12 protein-coding genes and 4 pseudogenes are annotated in these 19,521 nt (G+C 41.4%); 11 read left to right on the forward strand and 5 right to left on the reverse strand.

The window, feature by feature from the left end; translation table 11 throughout:
* Nucleotides 1–326: 326 nt before the first annotated feature.
* Together topA and ispG are read left to right on the forward strand one after the other, a co-directional pair.
* A pseudogene (gene topA / locus JEU79_RS01525) lies at nt 327–2,939 on the forward strand (type I DNA topoisomerase); the annotation flags it as partial.
* A gap of 121 nt (nt 2,940–3,060) precedes the next feature.
* Nucleotides 3,061–4,275, forward strand: a complete 1,215-nt coding sequence (ispG, locus tag JEU79_RS01530) for a flavodoxin-dependent (E)-4-hydroxy-3-methylbut-2-enyl-diphosphate synthase (protein ID WP_198262681.1) — start codon at nt 3,061–3,063, stop codon at nt 4,273–4,275.
* Between the two features lie 123 nt (nt 4,276–4,398).
* On the opposite strand, the gene JEU79_RS01535 is transcribed toward ispG, so the two are convergent.
* Nucleotides 4,399–6,645, reverse strand: coding sequence for a hypothetical protein (locus JEU79_RS01535; RefSeq protein WP_198262682.1), 2,247 nt, complete (start codon nt 6,643–6,645; stop codon nt 4,399–4,401).
* 96 nt (nt 6,646–6,741) lie between these two features.
* Between JEU79_RS01535 and JEU79_RS01540 the strand changes: the two genes are divergently transcribed.
* The gene (locus JEU79_RS01540; protein ID WP_198262683.1) at nt 6,742–7,797 is read left to right on the forward strand and encodes a ChaN family lipoprotein; all 1,056 of its coding nucleotides are present in this window, start codon (nt 6,742–6,744) and stop codon (nt 7,795–7,797) included.
* Nucleotides 7,798–7,930: 133 nt separating this feature from the next.
* Here the strand turns inward: JEU79_RS01540 and JEU79_RS01545 are convergent, their stop codons facing one another.
* The 3 genes from JEU79_RS01545 to fusA form a co-directional block, all read right to left on the reverse strand.
* Nucleotides 7,931–9,178, reverse strand: coding sequence for a TraB/GumN family protein (locus JEU79_RS01545; protein WP_198262684.1), 1,248 nt, complete (start codon nt 9,176–9,178; stop codon nt 7,931–7,933).
* A gap of 96 nt (nt 9,179–9,274) precedes the next feature.
* Nucleotides 9,275–9,529: a YkgJ family cysteine cluster protein gene (locus JEU79_RS01550; RefSeq protein ID WP_198262685.1), complete on the reverse strand. Its 255-nt coding sequence runs from the start codon at nt 9,527–9,529 to the stop codon at nt 9,275–9,277.
* A gap of 165 nt (nt 9,530–9,694) precedes the next feature.
* On the reverse strand, nt 9,695–11,785 hold the full coding sequence (gene fusA, locus JEU79_RS01555) for an elongation factor G (protein WP_198262686.1): 2,091 nt from the start codon (nt 11,783–11,785) through the stop codon (nt 9,695–9,697).
* Nucleotides 11,786–12,286: 501 nt separating this feature from the next.
* Here fusA and JEU79_RS01560 point away from each other — a divergent pair.
* Nucleotides 12,287–13,442: pseudogene (locus tag JEU79_RS01560) on the forward strand (IS3 family transposase).
* A 37-nt stretch (nt 13,443–13,479) separates the two neighbouring features.
* Here JEU79_RS01560 and JEU79_RS01565 read toward each other — a convergent pair.
* Entirely contained in the window at nt 13,480–13,644 is a 165-nt protein-coding gene (locus tag JEU79_RS01565; protein ID WP_198262687.1) for a hypothetical protein, read from the reverse strand.
* A gap of 223 nt (nt 13,645–13,867) precedes the next feature.
* Between JEU79_RS01565 and istA the strand changes: the two are divergent.
* The 7 genes and pseudogenes from istA (at nt 13,868) to JEU79_RS01595 (ending at nt 19,474) form a co-directional block, all read left to right on the forward strand.
* Nucleotides 13,868–15,360, forward strand: a pseudogene (istA, locus tag JEU79_RS01570) (IS21 family transposase).
* A gap of 55 nt (nt 15,361–15,415) precedes the next feature.
* Nucleotides 15,416–15,895: an ATP-binding protein gene (locus tag JEU79_RS27250; protein WP_281401023.1), complete on the forward strand. Its 480-nt coding sequence runs from the start codon at nt 15,416–15,418 to the stop codon at nt 15,893–15,895.
* Nucleotides 15,879–16,109: an ATP-binding protein gene (locus JEU79_RS27255; RefSeq protein ID WP_281400813.1), complete on the forward strand. Its 231-nt coding sequence runs from the start codon at nt 15,879–15,881 to the stop codon at nt 16,107–16,109. Before JEU79_RS27250 ends, JEU79_RS27255 begins: the two co-directional genes overlap by 17 nt.
* Entirely contained in the window at nt 16,109–16,315 is a 207-nt protein-coding gene (locus JEU79_RS01580) for a hypothetical protein (RefSeq protein WP_198262688.1), read from the forward strand. Before JEU79_RS27255 ends, JEU79_RS01580 begins: the two co-directional genes overlap by 1 nt.
* 482 nt (nt 16,316–16,797) lie before the next feature.
* On the forward strand, nt 16,798–17,151 hold the full coding sequence (locus tag JEU79_RS01585) for an START domain-containing protein (RefSeq protein ID WP_198262689.1): 354 nt from the start codon (nt 16,798–16,800) through the stop codon (nt 17,149–17,151).
* A 110-nt stretch (nt 17,152–17,261) separates the two neighbouring features.
* A pseudogene (locus JEU79_RS01590) lies at nt 17,262–18,406 on the forward strand (IS3 family transposase); the annotation flags it as partial.
* 300 nt (nt 18,407–18,706) lie between these two features.
* A complete protein-coding gene (locus JEU79_RS01595) occupies nt 18,707–19,474 on the forward strand; it encodes a putative bifunctional diguanylate cyclase/phosphodiesterase (RefSeq protein WP_281401024.1) in 768 nt (255 codons plus the stop codon).
* Nucleotides 19,475–19,521: the final 47 nt, after the last annotated feature.

Here is a 19,521-nt window from a genome sequence, read left to right on the forward strand (position 1 = left end):
AGACAAGTGTCTAAGCATTATTCCTTAATAGGGATTCAAGCAACTGATTTAAAGTCTCTACCCGTGATGCTGAGAAAAAACACATGGGAGCTTTGCTGAATTATTACGTTAATTTCACGTCATAATTCAGCTTATTGTAACGTATCCATAGAGTGTCCGGTTGAATGGCTTGTCTTTACAGGGTTTTGAAAACAGGATGTTTTCATAAAGCGTCACAGGAATGTGCTCGAGCGCCTCTGTAAAGACAAGCTATTTAATCGGATACGGGAATTATACTGAACAATTACAATTTAACTTAAATTAAAGAATATAGAAAATTAAAAATTATGGGTAAATCACTGGTCATTGTGGAGTCTCCGGCTAAGGCTAAGACGATAAATAAATATCTGGGCAAAGACTTTGTCGTCAAGTCCAGCGTGGGACATATTCGTGATTTACCCACCAGCGGTAGCACTCGTAAAAATGCCATGACGCCGAAAGAAAGAGCGAAGTTAGCGGCACAATCGCGAAAGTTAGAACCCGAAGAACGAGAAAAACGCAAACGAGCACGTGCCCAAACCGCCTTAATTGAACGCATGGGCATCGACCCCGAACATGGCTGGAACCCTCAATACGAGACCATGCCGGGAAAAGAAAAAGTCATCGCCGACCTGAAAAAATTAGCCAGAAACTCCGAAACTATCTATCTCGCGACCGATTTGGATCGCGAGGGAGAAGCCATTGCCTGGCATCTGCAAGAGACCCTGGGCAATAAAGACACGATCTTTAAACGGGTAGTGTTTAATGAAATTACTGAGAAGGCAATTCAAGAAGCCTTTTCCAAGCCTGGCGAACTCAATATGAGTCATGTCAACGCCCAGCAAACCCGTCGTTTTCTGGATCGGGTTGTGGGCTATATGGTGTCTCCCCTCTTATGGAAAAAAGTCGCCCGGGGCCTTTCTGCGGGTAGAGTACAATCTGTTGCCGTTAAATTAGTCGTTGAGCGTGAGCGTGAAATTCATGCCTTTAATCCTGAAGAATATTGGGAAGTCTACGCCGATCTACTCAGCGAAAAAAAAATCGATATACAAGCCCAGGTCCTTAAATATCAGGGCAAGGAATTTCGTCCCGATAATAAAGCCGATACCGATAAGGCTCTCAGTGTTTTAGAGCAGGCTGATTATGTCCTGACTAAACGTGAAACTCGCGCCACCAGTAGTCGTCCTCGAGCACCATTTATTACTTCCACATTGCAACAGGCGGCCAGTACCCGTATGGGCTTTGGGGTGAAAAAGACCATGATGCTGGCACAGCGTTTATACGAAGCCGGTTACATCACTTATATGCGTACTGATTCCACTAATTTAAGTGCTGAGGCAGTGGCCAGTGGTCGCGATTACATTGCGGCAAACTTTGGTAAAAAATATTTACCTGAAAAACCCATCGTTTATAGCAGTAAAGGAGGCGCACAAGAGGCTCACGAAGCCATACGCCCTTCTGATGTGACTGTGAGTGCTACTGACATCAATGGTGTTGATCGTGATGCACAGCGTCTTTATGAATTAATTTGGCGACAGTTCCTCGCTTGTCAGATGACTCCGGCAAAATACGAAAATACCACCCTAACCATCAGTGCTGCCGACTATGACTTAAAACTCAAAGGTCGCACCATTATTTTTGATGGTTGGACACGGGTCATGAAAGCCATTGCCAAGTCAGCCGAAGAAGTTATTTTGCCTGCGGTCAAAGAAGGCGAAGTCTTTAAATTAAAAGAATTATTGCCTTCGCAACATTTTACCAAGCCACCACCACGTTTTTCAGAAGCCAGTCTGGTGAAAGAATTAGAAAAACGTGGCATTGGTCGACCATCAACCTATGCCAGCATTATTTCCACCATTCAGGATCGTGGCTATGTCACCACCCAGAATAAACGTTTCTATGCTGAAAAAATTGGCGCGGTGGTCACAGAACGCTTGAGTGAAAGTTTTAATGAACTGATGACCTATAGTTTCACTTCTGAAATGGAAGAAAAACTGGATGAAATCGCTTCGGGCAATAAATATTGGCAGGACGTATTAGATTCTTTTTATCAGGATTTTAAAGCGCAATTGCTCAAGGCCGACTCCGATGGCGAAGAAGGCATGCGTCCGAATGATCCCACGCCCACCGACATCCCATGTCCTGAGTGTGGTCGTGACATGATGGTACGCACCGGCTCAACAGGTGTTTTCCTCGGTTGTTCCGGTTATAGCTTGCCTCCAAAAGAACGCTGTAAGGGTACTTTGAATCTGATTTCAGGTGATGAGGCCGTTGATGCCGAACAAGATGAAGAAAGTGAAGCCAAGGCGCTGATTGATCGCAAGCGTTGTCCTAAGTGTGATACTTCAATGGATAGCTATTTAATTGATGAGCAACGCAAGTTACATATTTGCGGTGACAATCCCGATTGTGATGGTTTTATTGTCGAGCCCGGTCAGTTTCGCATCAAGGGCTATGACGGCCCCATTATTGAGTGCGATAAATGCGGCACCGATATGCAGCTTAAATCCGGTCGTTTCGGTAAATACTTTGGCTGTACTAACGATGAGTGTAAGAATACCCGCAAGTTATTACGCAATGGCGAAGCTGCACCTCCAAAGGCTGACCCTATCCACATGAAGGAATTGCCCTGTAAAAAATCAGAAGGCTATTTTGTTTTCCGCGACGGGGCTGCCGGTGTCTTTATGGCCTCCAGTGCTTTTCCACGTTCACGGGAAACCCGTGCACCCTTGATCAGTGAGCTATTACCTCACAAAGATGAACTTGATCCTAAGTTTCTGTATTTTTGCGAAGCCCCTATTGAAGACAATAAGGGCAGACCGACTATGATCCGTTATAGTCGCAAAAATAAAGAACAATACATCATGACCGAAGACAAAGATGGCAAGGCAACCGGTTGGACAGCGCATTATCGTGATGGTAAATGGGACATAGAACTACCCAAGCCAAAGAGAAAATCCGCGAAAAAGAAAGCGGTTAAAAAGAAGGCTGTGAAGAAAAAAGCCGCCAAGAAGAAAGTGGCTAAAAAGAAAACCTAAGCTCATGAAAAAACCAACCATCCCAGTCAAAGTAGGCAACATCACTATTGGCGGTGACCACCCAATTGTCGTTCAGTCTATGACCAATACTGACACTGCTGACGTTATTGCCACGGTCAAACAATGTGCTGAATTATCCAAGGCCGGTTCGGAATTGGTACGCATCACGGTGAATACCGAAGAAGCGGCTCAGGCCGTGCCCAAAATCCGTACGCAACTCGAAAAAATGGGGCTGAACATACCACTTGTCGGTGATTTTCATTTCAATGGTCATAAACTACTCAGCAAGTATCCAGACTGCGCACAGGCCTTAGAAAAATACCGCATTAATCCCGGCAATATTGGCCGTGGCAATTCCCGCGATGATAAGTTTGCCCAATTAATTGATATTGCCGTAAAAAATGATAAGGCAGTAAGAATCGGTGTCAACTGGGGCAGCCTGGATCAAGAGTTAATGGCACGCATGATGGATGAAAATAATCATCTCAGTGAGCCCAGAGAGCCGACAGAAGTCATGCATGATGCTTTGATTACTTCAGCACTTGACTCCGCACGCCTTGCTGAACAGCAAGGTCTGGCAAAAAATAAAATTGTTTTATCCTGCAAGATGTCAGGTGTTCAAGATCTGATCAAAGTCTATCAGGACTTAAGCCAACGCTGTGATTATGCCTTGCATCTGGGCTTAACTGAAGCAGGCATGGGTAGCAAGGGAATCGTTTCCTCTACTGCGGCATTAGCCATACTCCTACAACAAGGGATTGGTGATACCATTCGTATTTCTTTAACCCCTGAACCCGGTGCATCACGCACGACTGAAGTACAAGTGGCTCAGGAAATATTACAGGGCATGGAACTGCGCACCTTTACTCCAACAGTGATCGCTTGCCCCGGTTGTGGACGCACCAGTTCTGAAACTTTTCAACATCTGGCTAAAGACATCCAACATTATCTGAAAGACTCGATGCCTAAGTGGCGTGATCAATATCCGGGCGTTGAAGCACTGAATGTCGCCGTTATGGGCTGTGTGGTCAATGGCCCGGGTGAGAGCAAACATGCCAATATTGGTATCAGTTTACCGGGCAATGGTGAAAAACCCGTTGCACCGGTTTATGAAGATGGCGTTAAGACAGTGACCCTAAAAGGCGCTCATATTGCAGAAGAGTTTCAAACCGTGGTGAGCAATTATATTGAAAGTCATTATCATAAGGCTTCTTCATAAGGCACAATGTCGGGTGGGTATGGCTTTATCTGCCCACGCTGACCACCCTATGTTCACACTTTCAGCGTGGGCACAAAAAGCGTGCCCACCCTACATCCTACAATCATCATGGCTCTATACAAATCACATACGCTTATTTAGCGACTTATTGAGTACCCCGTCATCCCATTGATACAAGCATGAATAATTACCTTCAGCCTCTGGCCTTAAAAGGCAAACGTCATTAATATAGGCTGCTTTGGGTACTGACCAGGCGGTAAATTCATTGTTACATTGCCCTTCAGCACGACTACGTTCACTGAGATATTGTACCTTTAATTGTTCAGCCTCATGGGTCCAACGATAACGGGTTTCAAAAATAAAGCATTGTTCATCATCAGAATAAGCTTGATATAGACCACTGCCATCTGCGAGTAATTCATCTTGTCCATCCTTTTTCCATTGACAGCCCTCTGCCAATAGATAGCTGGTAAATTTTCCAGGAATTTGATAATTCATTTGTTTGGCAGCTTTAAACTCCATATCAACCGTCAAAAAATGCAGCCAACCCTGCTCAGTGAAGTCATTTTTGTAATCAATAAAACCTGAATACCGTGATAGCATCGCAATACTTTCGTCAAAATCAATACAGGATTCTACGCTCATTGGCGCTTGAGATTGCAATAGACCATTGTTTGAGAATGAAACCGCATTGCTGAGCAAATAACGTAATTCTTTCATCGCATGATTTAGGTGGGTGTAATTGATTGACTCTTGAAAGAAACCATTCGCATGTATTTTTTCTATCGCAAGCTGCTTAATCATACGCTCTTGCTTAATATTATTTTTGGCGTCGTTTTTGGCATTATTGCTAAACAAAACCAAATGCTGTCCTTTAATGGCAACCGATACATCAAGTCCCAAATTGTTCAGTTCAGGTAGGTTGAGTTTTTGCGCTGACGCTGTAGGCGAAATCATAGCAATTTGAGGTACAAAGGCCGACATCATCTGCCAGACTTTTAGCGGATTTTCTGCGGATAAGGTCAATAAAGATGACAACTCAAAAGCACGATTATTTTTTTGCTCTGCTTTTGTCCGATTGACTTTAAAATTCTGTATAGCAAAGCTCAGCCCATGCACCCCGTCTAAGACACCCGCAAACATGGCAAGCGTCAAAGGGTTTAATTGGGCAGTATTTTTTTGTAATTCTTTAAGCGGCTCACATTGAAAATCACTTTCTCTGATTGTTTTTGTCACATAAACAAAAAACGGTGAGATTTGCGAGAGGTTAACCCCCAAACCCAGAGCAAAAATATTCTCTTCTGCACCCTCTCTCACATAGCTTGGAATAAAACCTCTAAATTGATTCAACTCCATTTTTATATTTTTATTTTTTAATTCCAGCAAGGCTTCAAACTGAATTTTCATGCTTTGCCCTTGCAGCTCATACTGTGTATAACCACCAACCAAAAGAGGTACTTCTTGCACAAGTTTTAATATATCTGCTTTACACTCTGAGTTTTGCAAGCTGGCCAAAAGCGGGCTTGGTTCACCCAATAAATCACCCCATGAGTTATTAATGTTTTTCGTATCCGGGGTGTTTTTTGTTGGAAAGATTGATTGGATGAGCAACTCAAAATCAATAAAACTAATGGATATAGGCATATATCCATTGTTCTTTTCCAGTTGCGTCACTTTTTCTTTGATTGATTGCTCTGCTTGACGTAAACCAAAAATCAATTGTTTTTGATAGTCAGTTGAGTGCTGATTGAGCAATGCCAAAGTGGCAATTTTATCGCCGTCTTTGTCTTCGCTCGCTTGAATGGCTACGATAATTTGATAGTTGTTATCAAGAGAGTAAAACCAATATTTTTGTTGCTCAAACATGCCTTCCTGATGTTGTAAGCCTGATTTCTTTTCAGCCTGAGTAAGCACCGCTAAAAAAGCCTGTTCATCAGCCAGTGTTATTTTCAGTACGGGGTTAAGGTTCACACTATATAGCGCCAAAGCCATCTTTTTTGCCAAACCATAATGAGTTTGTAGTGCAGTATTTCCCTTTACAGCAATATGCTCAAAATCGTCTGACAGCGCTGATAAAAAGGCTAAGCCCGATCCTAAATTATTTTTTGCATCCTGATTAAGCGCTTGGCTGAATGGATTGCTCGATGCTTGGTTAAATTGAAAAAAGGGAAAATCATCCAGATTAAATCGCTCACTATTACCTGAAAAGAAAATACTATCAACGGGGACATATTTTAATAAGGGGCTATTGTTTTCACTATTGTTTTCACTATTGTTTTCAGTATTGTTTTGGCTATTCTGTGCAAAGTTATTGGTGTTAAATAAAAAGAGTAAAATACCGATAAAAATAACAAATCCATAGTTTTTCATTGCTCATTCCCTTATAGTAAAGTCTGTAATTTCAGTGGGCATTTTATGCCACTTTAACATTGAATAATATGCACTGTACTTCATTATGAGACGTCCATGAAAAAATTATTGTCATTATTTATAGTCATCAGCCTTGTTATTAGTTTGAATGCTTGTCAGAGTTTGTCAAACGATAGTTTTTCACCCTCTTTTGCGATCACCGAGCACCCTCTCGTTGATACTATCTGGTCCGTCTCAGAGCAACAATTTGTTACCCTTGATAGCCTGAATTATGAAGCAAGAAGAAGCAATGTCATTTTATTGGGTGAAACCCATGACAATATCAGACACCACCAGTTACAGTCACATATCATCGCGGCTTTCGTTGCGCAACAGCAATTTCCTGCTATTGCTTATGAAATGCTTAACCACAACCAACAAGAGAGCATTGATCAATTTCATGCTGATTATCTAAAAAGATTACAGCAAGGCGGTGCTAGAAGTACTGAGCGGACACTGGATGCTTTTGCAAAAAAGATTCAATGGGAAAAGTCCGGCTGGCCTGAGTGGTCCTATTACCAGCCGGTATTTTTTCAAAACTTCTACAATGACCTGCCTATTATTGCCGCGAATCTTGATGCGAAGACCATACGCGAAGCGATTAAACAAGGCCCTCAAGTCTTGAGTGAAGACTATCAACGACAATTAGAGCGCTATCAGTATCCACCAGAATTAAAAAAATCATTACAAGCAGAAATTCTTGAAGCGCATTGTAAGCTCTTACCTGAAAAGATGTTATCACCCATGCTGATGGGACAGCAGCTACGTGATCTGGCTATGACCAAGGTCATAGCAGACTATATGGCCAAGCAATTTGCCCCACAAGCCTTTGTGCCTCGTACTAGAGATTTAGTATTAATTGCCGGTTCTGGCCACACCCGAACAGATTATGGTATCCCCTATTATTTACGCCATGAAGCACCTAATTTAAAAGTGCTCAGTATGGCCTTTATTGAGGTGAGCAAGGATAAGCTTAAACCGTCAGATTATGCAAAGAATTGGAGCAAAACAGCACAGCAACTTCCCTTTGATTATGTTTGGTTTACGCAACAAGCCGAGCGGGAAGATCAGTGTGAAAAAATGCAGACGTATATGAAAAATAAAGGTAACTAAGCTGAGTTCTGAATAATACAGATGCCAAGTTAACTTAATATAGTGATGCGCTTCGTTCCTCAGCAGCATCCTACAATGCATCGCTTGCAGCCAAACGTAGGATGCTGCTGAGGAACGAAGCGCATCACAGGTACTAGCCAACCAGGCTATTAAATATTTTAAAGCCCGCCACATAAGTACCTATTGCTGAACCTATGGTGGAAAAGAAAAACACTAATAAAGTTCGCGCCACTTTGTTTTTCCACCAGCCCGAAATGTGCGTCGTGTCTTTTCTGAGAGCGCTAAAATCACCGACATTGGGTTTTCTTAGGTATAATTCGATGGCGGCTGTCACCATGCCAGCACCAATTGTTGGATTGAGTGACGTTAAAGGTGCGGCAATAAATGCCCCAACAACCGTTAATGGATGTCCCTTGGCCAATGCTGCACCCAGTGCGGATAAAGAACCATTGATCAATACCCAGTAAACAATCAGCTGCATACCTAATTCGGTACTTTTGCTAAAGCCATAGGCAAAACCGGCAATTAAAATGGCCACAATAACCCAAGGAACGACCTTAGGCCAGCGACTTTTTTTGGGCAGTTCATCTAAGCGATCAATTGTTGTTTGAGCTTTTTGATGTAAGGCTTCCGGTGTGGTAATTTGCTCATCTTTAGCAAGATAAGATTCAATGCCTTTTAGATGTCCCGCACCGACTACGGCCAAAATGGATTTATTCTCTGAGCGACTCACAATTTGTTCTAAACGAGCCGCCATGTATTGATCACGTTCATCAATTAGGGGCTCAAACAACTCTTTAGCTTCTTCTGCAAACTGGGCAAAAGTGGTTTCTAACATATCACCGTCTTTTAGACGCTCGATTTCATCTTCAGAGACTTTTTCATTGGACACGACACTGCCCAGTAATCCACCAACGATACCCATGCGTTTCCACCATGGGACATTATTGTAGACTCGTTTAAGGGTCGTGCCCACTTCACGGTCAATCAGGTGGACTTCACAGCTCATTTTCTTCGCCTGATCGATTGCCATACGCATTTCTGCACCCGGCTCGATGCCAAATTCATCAGCCATTTTTTGCTGGTAAGCGCCTAGTGCCAAAGAAGCGATAACCATCGAGGCCTTGCCTTCTTTAAAGACCTGAAACAAGTCCATTTTTGCCAGGCTATCGGGATCAATCATACTATTGTAGCGACTGGGGCAAAGCTCAATGGCTACACCATCATATTCACCGGTCTCAAGTAGCTCTTGTACTTTTTCAGCACTGGTTTTAGACACATGCGCCGTGCCTAATACGGTAATTGATTTACCCGCCAGTTGATGCCGAAAAAGAGGCTCATCCTGTGAATTATCTGTTTCTGGTGCTGCTTGCTTTTCCACGTATGTTATTAACCTTTAAAAATGTTCGCTGAATTTGACTCAATATTGGGGTGCATTATACGGACTTATACAACAAAAGTTTATAGGAAGAACCCTTCAAGGCATACTTTCTGTCTCTAATTCACTAATGCGTCGCAAAGCGAAGGCGTTATTATCACCACAAAATTCTTCGCTAGCCTGAAATTTTAGGCAAACTGCCGGTCTTGATGACCGGCCAAAGAGCTTACAGGCATTGCTTTCATCCAATTGAATACAGCGAATTCCCGCTGCTTTGCCCTCTGGCATACCGGGAATGGGGGTGCTAATTGATGGTGCGATACAGCAAGCACCGCAGCCTTTACGACATTGCATGATTATTTCCAAGTGAATGATGCGCTTCGTTCCTCAGCAGCATCCTACGCTCCATTGATTGATAAACCTAGAAACCTCAGTTGAACCTAAAATAAAAAAGGCCGGGGATTCCTATTGAATCGCCGACCTTTTTAAGTTTACTAAAACGCTTTAAACTACGAAAAATTACTTTTTCTTAGCTTCTTTACGTTCTTTAGTCTCTTTAATCACTTCTTCAGCAACATTCTTAGGACATGCGCTATAGTGAGAGAATTCCATGGAGAACTGACCACGACCGGAAGTCATCGTACGTAAGTCACCAATGTAACCAAACATTTCACTCAAAGGCGCTTCCGCTTTAATGCGAGTCCCCATTGGGTTTGACTCTTGATCCTTAATCATGCCACGACGACGATTCAAATCACCAATACAGTCACCAACATGGGCTTCTGGCGTAAACACGTCTACTTTCATGATAGGCTCAAGTAATTGTGGACCGGCTTTCTTCATGGTCTGACGATAAGCACCATAAGCAGCTAATTCAAACGCCATTGCGGATGAATCCACTGCATGGTATGCACCATCTTGTAATTCAACGTGGACATCAACCACAGGGAATCCAGCCAAAACACCTTCGCTCATCATACGGCCAAAGGCTTTATCAATCGCACCCCAATATTCACTTGGCACGTTACCACCAGTTACTTTTGATTCAAAGGTATAACCGCTATTAGGTTCACCTGGTGTGATGGTATAGTCAATTCGACCATACTGACCTGAACCACCTGATTGCTTCTTATGGGTATAAGTGTCTTCAATTTCCTTAGTGATCGACTCACGATAGGCAACCTGAGGCTTACCAACGGTTACGTCAACACCATGAGTACGCTTTAGGATATCAATTTTAATATCCAGGTGTAATTCACCCATACCCTTAAGAATGGTTTCACCACTTTCTTCGTCTGTTTCAACGTGAAAAGAAGGATCTTCTTTCACCATCTTGTTCAGAGCGATACCCATTTTCTCAGAACCTCCTTTATCATTCGGTGAAATCGCAATGGAAATAACGGGATCAGGGAAAACCATTGGCTCTAATGTCGCAGGTTGCTTAGGATCACAAAGCGTGTGACCGGTTTGAGTGTTCTTTAAACCAACAAAAGCAACAATGTCACCCGCTTGACAAGAATCTAATTCTTCACGTGAGTCAGCATGCATTTCAACAATACGACCGATACGTTCTGTTTTACCGGTAAAGGTATTTAATAAAGTCATACCTTTTTGCACAGTACCAGAGTAAATACGAATAAAGGTCAATGCACCAAAACGGTCATCCATAATTTTGAACGCCAAAGCACGTACTGGCTTATCAGCATCAACAATGGCAAATTCGCCGGTCTCATTACCATCTAAATCAACTTCTGGCTGAGGCTTCACTTCCGTTGGGCTAGGCAGATAATCAACAACCGCATTCAATACTAATTGAATACCCTTGTTTTTAAATGCTGAACCACAAAAAGTTGGGAAGAAATCTAAGGCGATAGTACCCTTACGAATACAATGTTTGATATCGTCAATTGATGGCTCTTCGCCTTCTAAGTAAGCTTCCATCAAATCATCGTTTTGCTCTAAGGCAGTTTCGATTAATTGTTCACGATATTCTTCAACCTTGTCTGCCATATCAGCAGGTACGTCCATCACTTCGTAATTAGTGGGATCACCTGAACCATCCCAAACCCATGCTTTACGCGTCAGGAGATCAACCACACCAGCGAAATCATCTTCTTCACCAATAGGTAGTACCATCACCAAAGGAGTGGCTTGTAATACGTTTTCCACCTGATCGACAACACGGTAGAAATCAGCACCTAAACGATCCAGTTTGTTGACGAAAATGACGCGTGCAACACCGGATTCATTCGCATAACGCCAGTTAGTTTCTGACTGAGGCTCAACACCACCAGAACCACAGAAAACACCCACACCGCCGTCTAATACTTTTAAAGAACGATACACTTCAATCGTGAAGTCAACGTGTCCTGGGGTGTCGATGATATTCATGCGGTGACCGTCCCATTCACATGAAGTCGCAGCAGACTGAATGGTAATACCACGTTCCTGCTCCTGCTCCATGAAATCAGTGGTTGCTTCACCATCATGTACTTCACCAATCTTGTGGGTTTTACCCGTCAGATTCAAAATACGCTCTGTGGTGGTGGTCTTGCCCGCATCAACGTGTGCGAAGATGCCTATGTTACGGTACTTGCTTAAATCAGCCATAATATTCTCTGGTTAAACTAAAAAACGGGTTATTCAATACAAAAGTGCTCTTTAAAAAAGTGAAAAAAGCATCGTCACCAATGATTTCTCTTGGCGTGGTACTAATTATAGTACTGGGTATAAATAATCGGAAAATTACTTCCGCAGACTCAGATTGCAATAATATTCTGATCTGATTGCTGAGAAGCATAGAAAATTAGTCGCGATTTTAGTTATTTTTCACCTAAACATCAACAAAAAAATGCTTTATTGCCTAATTTCCTTAAAAAAACAGGTAAAATTCAGTCATAAAGTACTTAATAGGTCAAAATTTTTGATTCATTGTCCTATTTCTACAGTGGACCCCATTGTCAAGATAGCTTCCTCAAATATTAAGATATAATTCTGTTGGTTATTTATAGTATTAGTCTTATCCACATATCCACAGGTCTGCCAGTATAGTGGACCCCAGAAATCAGACAATAGGTTAAGATATAAAGATCAACCTAATGGGGAACCAAAATGAGCACAAAAAGAAAATCATTCAGTAATACATTTAAAGCAAAAGTTGCCATTGAAGCTTTGAAAGGTCAGAAAACAGTGGCTAAATCGCCTCAGAATTTGAAGTTCATGCCACTCAGGTGAACACTTGGAAAAAACATCTATTGGATGGTGCAGCCGATACTTTTTCTAAGAAATTAGAGAATAAAGAAGCTGAACATGAAAAGGAAAAAGAACACCTTTTCAGTCAGATAGGCCAATTAAAAGTAGAGGCTGATTGGCTATCAAAAAAGTTGAAGATGTTCAACTGAGCATTGATGAGAAACGGTGTTGTATTCAAAAGGAACACCCTCAGTTGAGCATCAAAAAACAATGTAAGCTTATTCATCTTAATCGTGCAAGTTATTACTATGAACCCAAAAAACCTTTGAAAAATAAGGATTTGAAATTAATGAATCGTATTGACGAGCTGTACACAAAGCATCCCTTTTATGGCAGTCGTCAAATGCGTGATGCCTTAAAATTAGAAGGTTATAAAATTAACCGAAAAAAAGTGCAGCGTTTGATGCGCATTATGGGATTAGTCTCAGTTGCACCAAAACCTAATACCAGCAAGCCTTGCAAGGCAAACAACATATACCCTTATTTGCTTGGAGGGATTGATATTAACCAGAATAACCAGGTCTGGTGTACCGATATTACCTATATTCGGATGCCACATGGTTTTGTTTATCTCAGTGCTGTCATGGATTGGAACAGCCGATTTGTCCTGTCATGGGAAGTATCCACCAGCATGGAAGAAAGCTTTTGTATTAGCAGCTTAGAGACAGCGCTACGTCAATATGAAAAGCCAGAGATATTTAATACTGATCAGGGATCTCAATATACTGGTAGAGCATTCACCGGCGTCCTTAAAGCCAATGATATCAAAATAAGTATGGATGGCAAAGGCAGAGCAATGGATAATATCATGATTGAACGGCTTTGGCGGAGCGTGAAGTATGAAGAAATTTATCTCAAAGATTATCAAAGTATTGATGAGTTAAAAAGCTCATTGAAGGAATATTTTGAGTTTTATAACCATGAACGACCACACAGTACGCATGGTGGAAAAACGCCAGCAGAAATATATGGCGTGAAGAAAGCATTCACTCCAGAATTTAAACTGGCTGCATAACAGAAGAAACAATGATGAATATTTTATATCTTATTTTTTAACTGGGTTGTCTTGACAATGGGATCCACAATAGTCCACTATACTCCAATATTGGAATAGAAAGCTCGCCATTACCTAGGCCAATTTCAAGAATATTTTCTCCTCGACCGGGTTGTAAAGCCTCAATAGCTTTTTGGCTAATGAACGTGTTTAAGTCATTCATTATGATGCCAAGGTCTACCCCTCTTCTCCCTTGGGGCAGGCCAATTGTGCCGCTAATTTTTTAACTCATCTACTTCCATGTTGTACCCCATTTGAATTTCTTATCATATTTCAATAGCAGCTAAAATAATCCCTTTTATTAGGCGACAATTAACTTGTCCGGTCGGCGACAACTAGCTTGGCCGGTTTGATACACTCAGACACATTAATCGAGAAGGATTTTTATGTCTGGAAAATCAATTACCCAAGAACAGGTCAAGTTATACATGTCACATCGAAAACAACCGAATCACACTCAAGCTTCATCAGCAGCCAAAGCAGGATTTTCAGAAAGATCAGCGCGACGCATTGATACAGGTAAGCACCCCGGCGGCACCACACAGCCCAGACAGTACAAAACTCGAAAAGATCCCTTAAATGGTGCTTTTGAACAACATTTAGTGCCCTTACTTGAGATTGAGCCCAAACTACAGCCCATTACCTTATTAGAAGCACTGGAAGAGCTAGAACCCGGTCAATTTGACAACACTCACCTAAGAACACTGCAACGCCGAGTCAAACGCTGGCGTGCTCAGGAAGGACCGGAGCAAGAAGTTATTTTTCAACAAAAACACATTGCCGGTGATATGGGTGTTTCAGATTACACCTGGGCTAATGAGCTTAAAATCACGATTGACGGAGAAGATTTTAAACACAAACTTTATCACTACCGATTGGTTTATAGTGGCTGGACTTATGTTCAAGTTGTCTTAGGTGGAGAGAGCTTTGAATCTCTTTCTTCAGGCTTACAAAATGCGCTATGGCAATCAGGCGGTGTCCCTGTAAGCCACCGAACCGATAGCCTAAGTGCTGCATTTAACAATCATTATGAACAAGAAAAGCTGACCGAGCGTTATGAAAAATTATGTCAATACTATGGTATAAAAGCCACTCGAAACAATAAAGGCATTGCCCATGAAAATGGAGCCATTGAATCCCCTAATGGTCATTTAAAACGCCGAATCGAACAAAAGCTACTCCTTCGTGGCAGTCGAGATTTTACCGCCTTATTGGATTATGAAGCCTTTATTGATGACATCGTTCGCCAAATAAACATACGCTGTAAAACACGATTTAATGAAGAAAAAGCACACTTAAAACCGCTTCCCAGCCGCCGCACCAATGGCTTTAGTGAGCTCTATGTTAAAGTCACCACAAGGAGTACCATTTCAGTTAAACGAGTCACTTATACCGTACCCTCCCGATTGATTGGTACCACGTTATTGATCCATATTTATGATCAACATTTAGATTGTTTCTATGGTCATGAATTGACCTTAAGTTTAAAGCGTATTTATGCACACCGCCATATCCGTTCGCGTTCAATCAATTATAAACATATCATTCACTCGTTAGCCAAAAAGCCCAATGCCTTTAAATCATCGGCTTACCGAGATGATATTGTCCCAGAAGGTGATTTCACCCTGATTTGGGAAAATCTCAAACAAACGGGCATTCATGATGATGATTGCCGTTACATGGTGAGCTTGCTGTCCATTGCCGATGCCTATGATTGTGAAGCAGCGCTGGGTCGTTTTGTCTTAGCCTCGTTAGAAGCCGGCAGTCGAGTTTCCATCAAAGCGTGCCGTGACTTTTTGCGCCCATGTCGGTTGATAGACCTCAGTACACCAGTCAGCAACATGACTTATCGACCTACAATGTATTACTGGGGAATTAATATGGCCAATGCACAAAGTTTACCGTTTTTACTCAAAGAATTACGTTTAACGACCATGGTCAAACAATGGCAGCAGGTTTCACAAAAAGCCATTGAATTAGATTGGGAGCCTGAATTATTTTTAGCCCATTTATGTGAATTAGAAACCAGTTACCGGCATGACAATAAATTAAAGCGCTTATTAAGAGAAAGCAAACTACCCATTGGTAAACAGTTATCACAGTATGACTTTAATGAAATAACCGGTGTGACAGCCCAACAGCTCAAACAAAAAATCACTCAGTTAAACTGGCTCAGGCAAGGACATAATCTGCTTTTATTTGGTGCCAGTGGTCTGGGGAAAACGCATTTAGCCGCCGCTATTGGTTACGCACTCATCGAGCAATCAGTGCGGGTTAAATTCATGAGCAGCACTTCATTGGTGCAAATGCTTCAAAAGGCAAAAGAAGCGTTATCTCTGGAATTTGAACTGAAAAAGCTGGATAAATATGAGTTACTTATTCTTGATGATATTGGCTATGTCAAAAACCAATAGTGAAAGCCAGGTACTATTTGAATTAATTGCGCACCGATATGAACGCAATAGCCTGCTCATTACCTCAAACCAGGCTTTCAGTGAATGGGATAGTATCTTCACTGACAATATGATGACAGTGGCTGCCATTGACCGACTCATTCATCATGCGTCTATTTATCAAATTGAAGGCGACAGTTATCGTAGAAAACAAGCGATGAAAGGCTTAGATTAATGGCTAACTCATTGATCGCTGAACATTTTAAAAGCAAGATAAAAAGCATAGAGCGGGCGAAAAGCCAAAAGCTCAAAGTGGCCTCGTGCAAGAGCAAAGCCGCACATCGGTCGCTTTTCGCCCTAGAGCCAGATCAAGAGCAGCGACTAAAGAAAAATCAAGTTAAAAAGAAGAGCAGACAATTAAAGGAGAATAATCGATTGTAAAAAACTCACTATGAATAAAATAATAAATTAGAAACCGGCTAAGCTAATTGTCGCCAACCGGACAAGGTAGTTGACGCCAGATACCCTTTCTCTGATACTCGTCAATGAGATTTTTGAGTATTATTTTATAATAAAAACAGTTAAAAAGGGGAAAATGAGCAAGTTATAGTTTGGAGATGTTCTAATGAGAACAAAATTCAAATTTATACTGATGTTGCTATTGTTTCTTTTAACATCAGTCACTTATTCTAGTTCTGAATATGACTGGCAACAGGTCAGGGATGAGGATGGCATTCAGGTTTATCTAAAAAATTCTGGGCAGATGATATTAAATCATTTCGAGGTGTCGTTCACATCCCTTCCTCTTTGGCTAATGTCCTTGCAATCATTATCGATATCAAAGCCTGTACCGACTGGGTACATCGGTGTAAAAACCCGTTTTACTACTGAGAAAATCTTTTTCCGAGTGTTATCACTATCAAGTGCACAGTCTGCCTTTTCCAGCCATAAACCGAGAGTTTATCTTCCATTCAAAAATCACTCGGGATGCTAAAACAGGTGCAATAAAAATTCAGATGGATGCTATGCCCGAATTCTGTCAAAACAATGCTGACCTATGCGTCTTTAATAAAGAGTCATCACTGGTGAGAGTATCACATTCCCATGGCCACTATTTACTCGAAGCCATCAATAAACATCTGACTCGTGTCACCTGGACACATCATACGAACCCAGAAGGTCATTTACCTAAATGGATGATCAATTCATTGATTCAAGAGATGCCCTTTAAAACCTTACAAGGCCTGAGAAAAAAACACTCGATACAAAAGACCTGAATAATAGAATAATGATTGACTCTAAAGGGGAGATAATGTGGCTATACTTAACCGGACACACAACTTAAAATAACTAAAAGATAAAAAGTGTGACCTAAAATGAATGATCAAACAAAAAACCGAATAAAAGCTATACATCAGAATTTAAAGAATCAGCTGTCAAATTAGCTAATGAGACGGATCAACCTGTTTCTCAGACTGCCAGGGAGCTAGGTGTTAATGTAAATACTCTACATACCTGGATCAGTAAATATTCCAAACCGGTGAAGACGGTAGCCAATAGAAGTGATGAACACATTTATGATGAAGTAAAACGTCTGAAAAAGAATTGGCAAAAGTGATTCAGGAGCGTGATTTATTAAAAGGCCACAGCGTACTTTGCAAGGGAAACTTTGTGAAGTACGCATGGATAACTGATCAGGCTAAAGATTACCCGGTAACGATTCTGTGCCGTTTTATGGATGTTTCCGTAGTTGCTATTATGATTGGGTTAGCTCTCCTAAAACGGATAGAGAGAAAGAAAATGAAGCGCTTACTGAGCAGCTAAAAAACTGTTTGAAGACAGTCGCAAGACTTATGGAACCCGTCGTCTTAAAAGAAAACTGGCTGAAAAAGGCGTTCATATAAGCCGCCGGAGAATTGGTCGATTAATGAAAAAGCCGGTTTGTTTTGTAAAACGAAGAGACGCTTTAAAGCGACGACTAATTCCAAGCATAATAAGCGTATATCTCCAAATTTACTGGAAAGAGAGTTTACTGTCTCTCAACCTGATCGCTACTATGTGGGTGATATTACCTATATTGCCACCAAGGAAGGCTGGTTATATTTAGCGGTTGTCATTGACTTATTCTCTAGGCAAATTGTTGGCTGGTCGATGGATGAGCGAATGAAAGCCAAGCTAGTCAATGATGCTTTACTGATGGCCATATGGAAGCGTAAACCAATGGATGGATTGCTTTGGCATACTGACCGAGGTAGCCAATATGCCTCTGATAGTCATAGAAAAATATTGTCGGATCATAACATAATTCAGTCTATGAGCCGCAAAGGAAATTGCTGGGACAATGCTGTATCAGAGAGCTTCTTTCATAGTTTGAAAACTGAATTGACGCACCATTGTCGATTCAAAACCAGAGTAGAAGCAAAGCAGGCAATATTTGAATATATTGAGGTATTTTATAATCGGGAGCGACTTCATTCGGCTAATGATTATTTGTCACCAGTCGATTATGAAATACAGCAGGAAATAGCTTAAATCGATTGATTGAAGAGGGGTAAAAGGCGACATAAATGCCGCCCATTACCGTTGACGGCCATCGGCTCCTCAGCCTGTGCCGTGAAGATATTGTAACAGGATCATTACCGTTGTGAAAATACCTTGGGTGAATGGAACGGCTCTATCGTTCCAGAGGGCAAAGCCCTTTCTCTTCATCTGTTTAAAGTTAACATGAGAAACTAAAATGATAGGAAATACAAAATGACAAAAATCACTTGAAACAGCCAAAAAAATATTTAGAAAACTGTCCGGAAAAGTGTTGACACATCAGCCCCCACTCTGGATGAATTCAAAGCAGCCTTAAAAAATAATGAATTGATCGTTTTTTATCAACCTAAAATAGGACTTGATAATAATAATATTGTCGCTGTGGAAGCATTGGTTCGTTGGCAACATCCCAGTTATGGCATAGTAGCACCTGATCTATTCATCCCTCTTGCAGAAGCAAACAACCTCATTGATAAACTTACCTGGGTCGTATTTGAGCAAGCCTTATCGCAATACAAACGCTGGTTTGAACAGGGTTTGAATGTTCAGATTGCCATTAACATGTCAGCTAGCACTCTAAAAGAATTAACATTGCCCGATAAAATTGATCTTTTATTGAGTAAACATGGTGTGAAAGCCCAACAAATTGTACTTGAGATCACCGAGTCAGCCTTAATGTCCGAGTTAATTACTTCGTTGGATATTCTCACTCGCTTACGTATGAAAGGATTCAGACTATCCATTGATGATTTTGGTACCGGTTATTCTTCTCTGTTGCAATTACACCGTGTGCCTTTTTCTGAAATTAAAATTGACCGCACCTTTGTTTCAGAAATGGAAAATGACAAAGAGGCAACTGCCATTGTTGAAACGATTATTATGCTAGGTCAAAAGCTAGGCATGAAAACCGTCGCTGAGGGGATCGAAACCAAAGAAACTCAAGCAAGGCTAACCGCTTTAGGATGCAACCTTGCACAAGGTTACTTATTTTCAAAACCCATCCCTGGTAATGAGGTCTTTGCCTGGTTCTCCCATTATAAAGAAAACTTAAAATCTTAAGTTGTAGGGTGGGCATGGCTTTATCTGCCCACGCTGACTTAAGACCT

This window comes from sulfur-oxidizing endosymbiont of Gigantopelta aegis (genome assembly GCF_016097415.1).
In the GTDB taxonomy this organism is placed as follows: Bacteria; Pseudomonadota; Gammaproteobacteria; order GRL18; family GRL18; genus GRL18.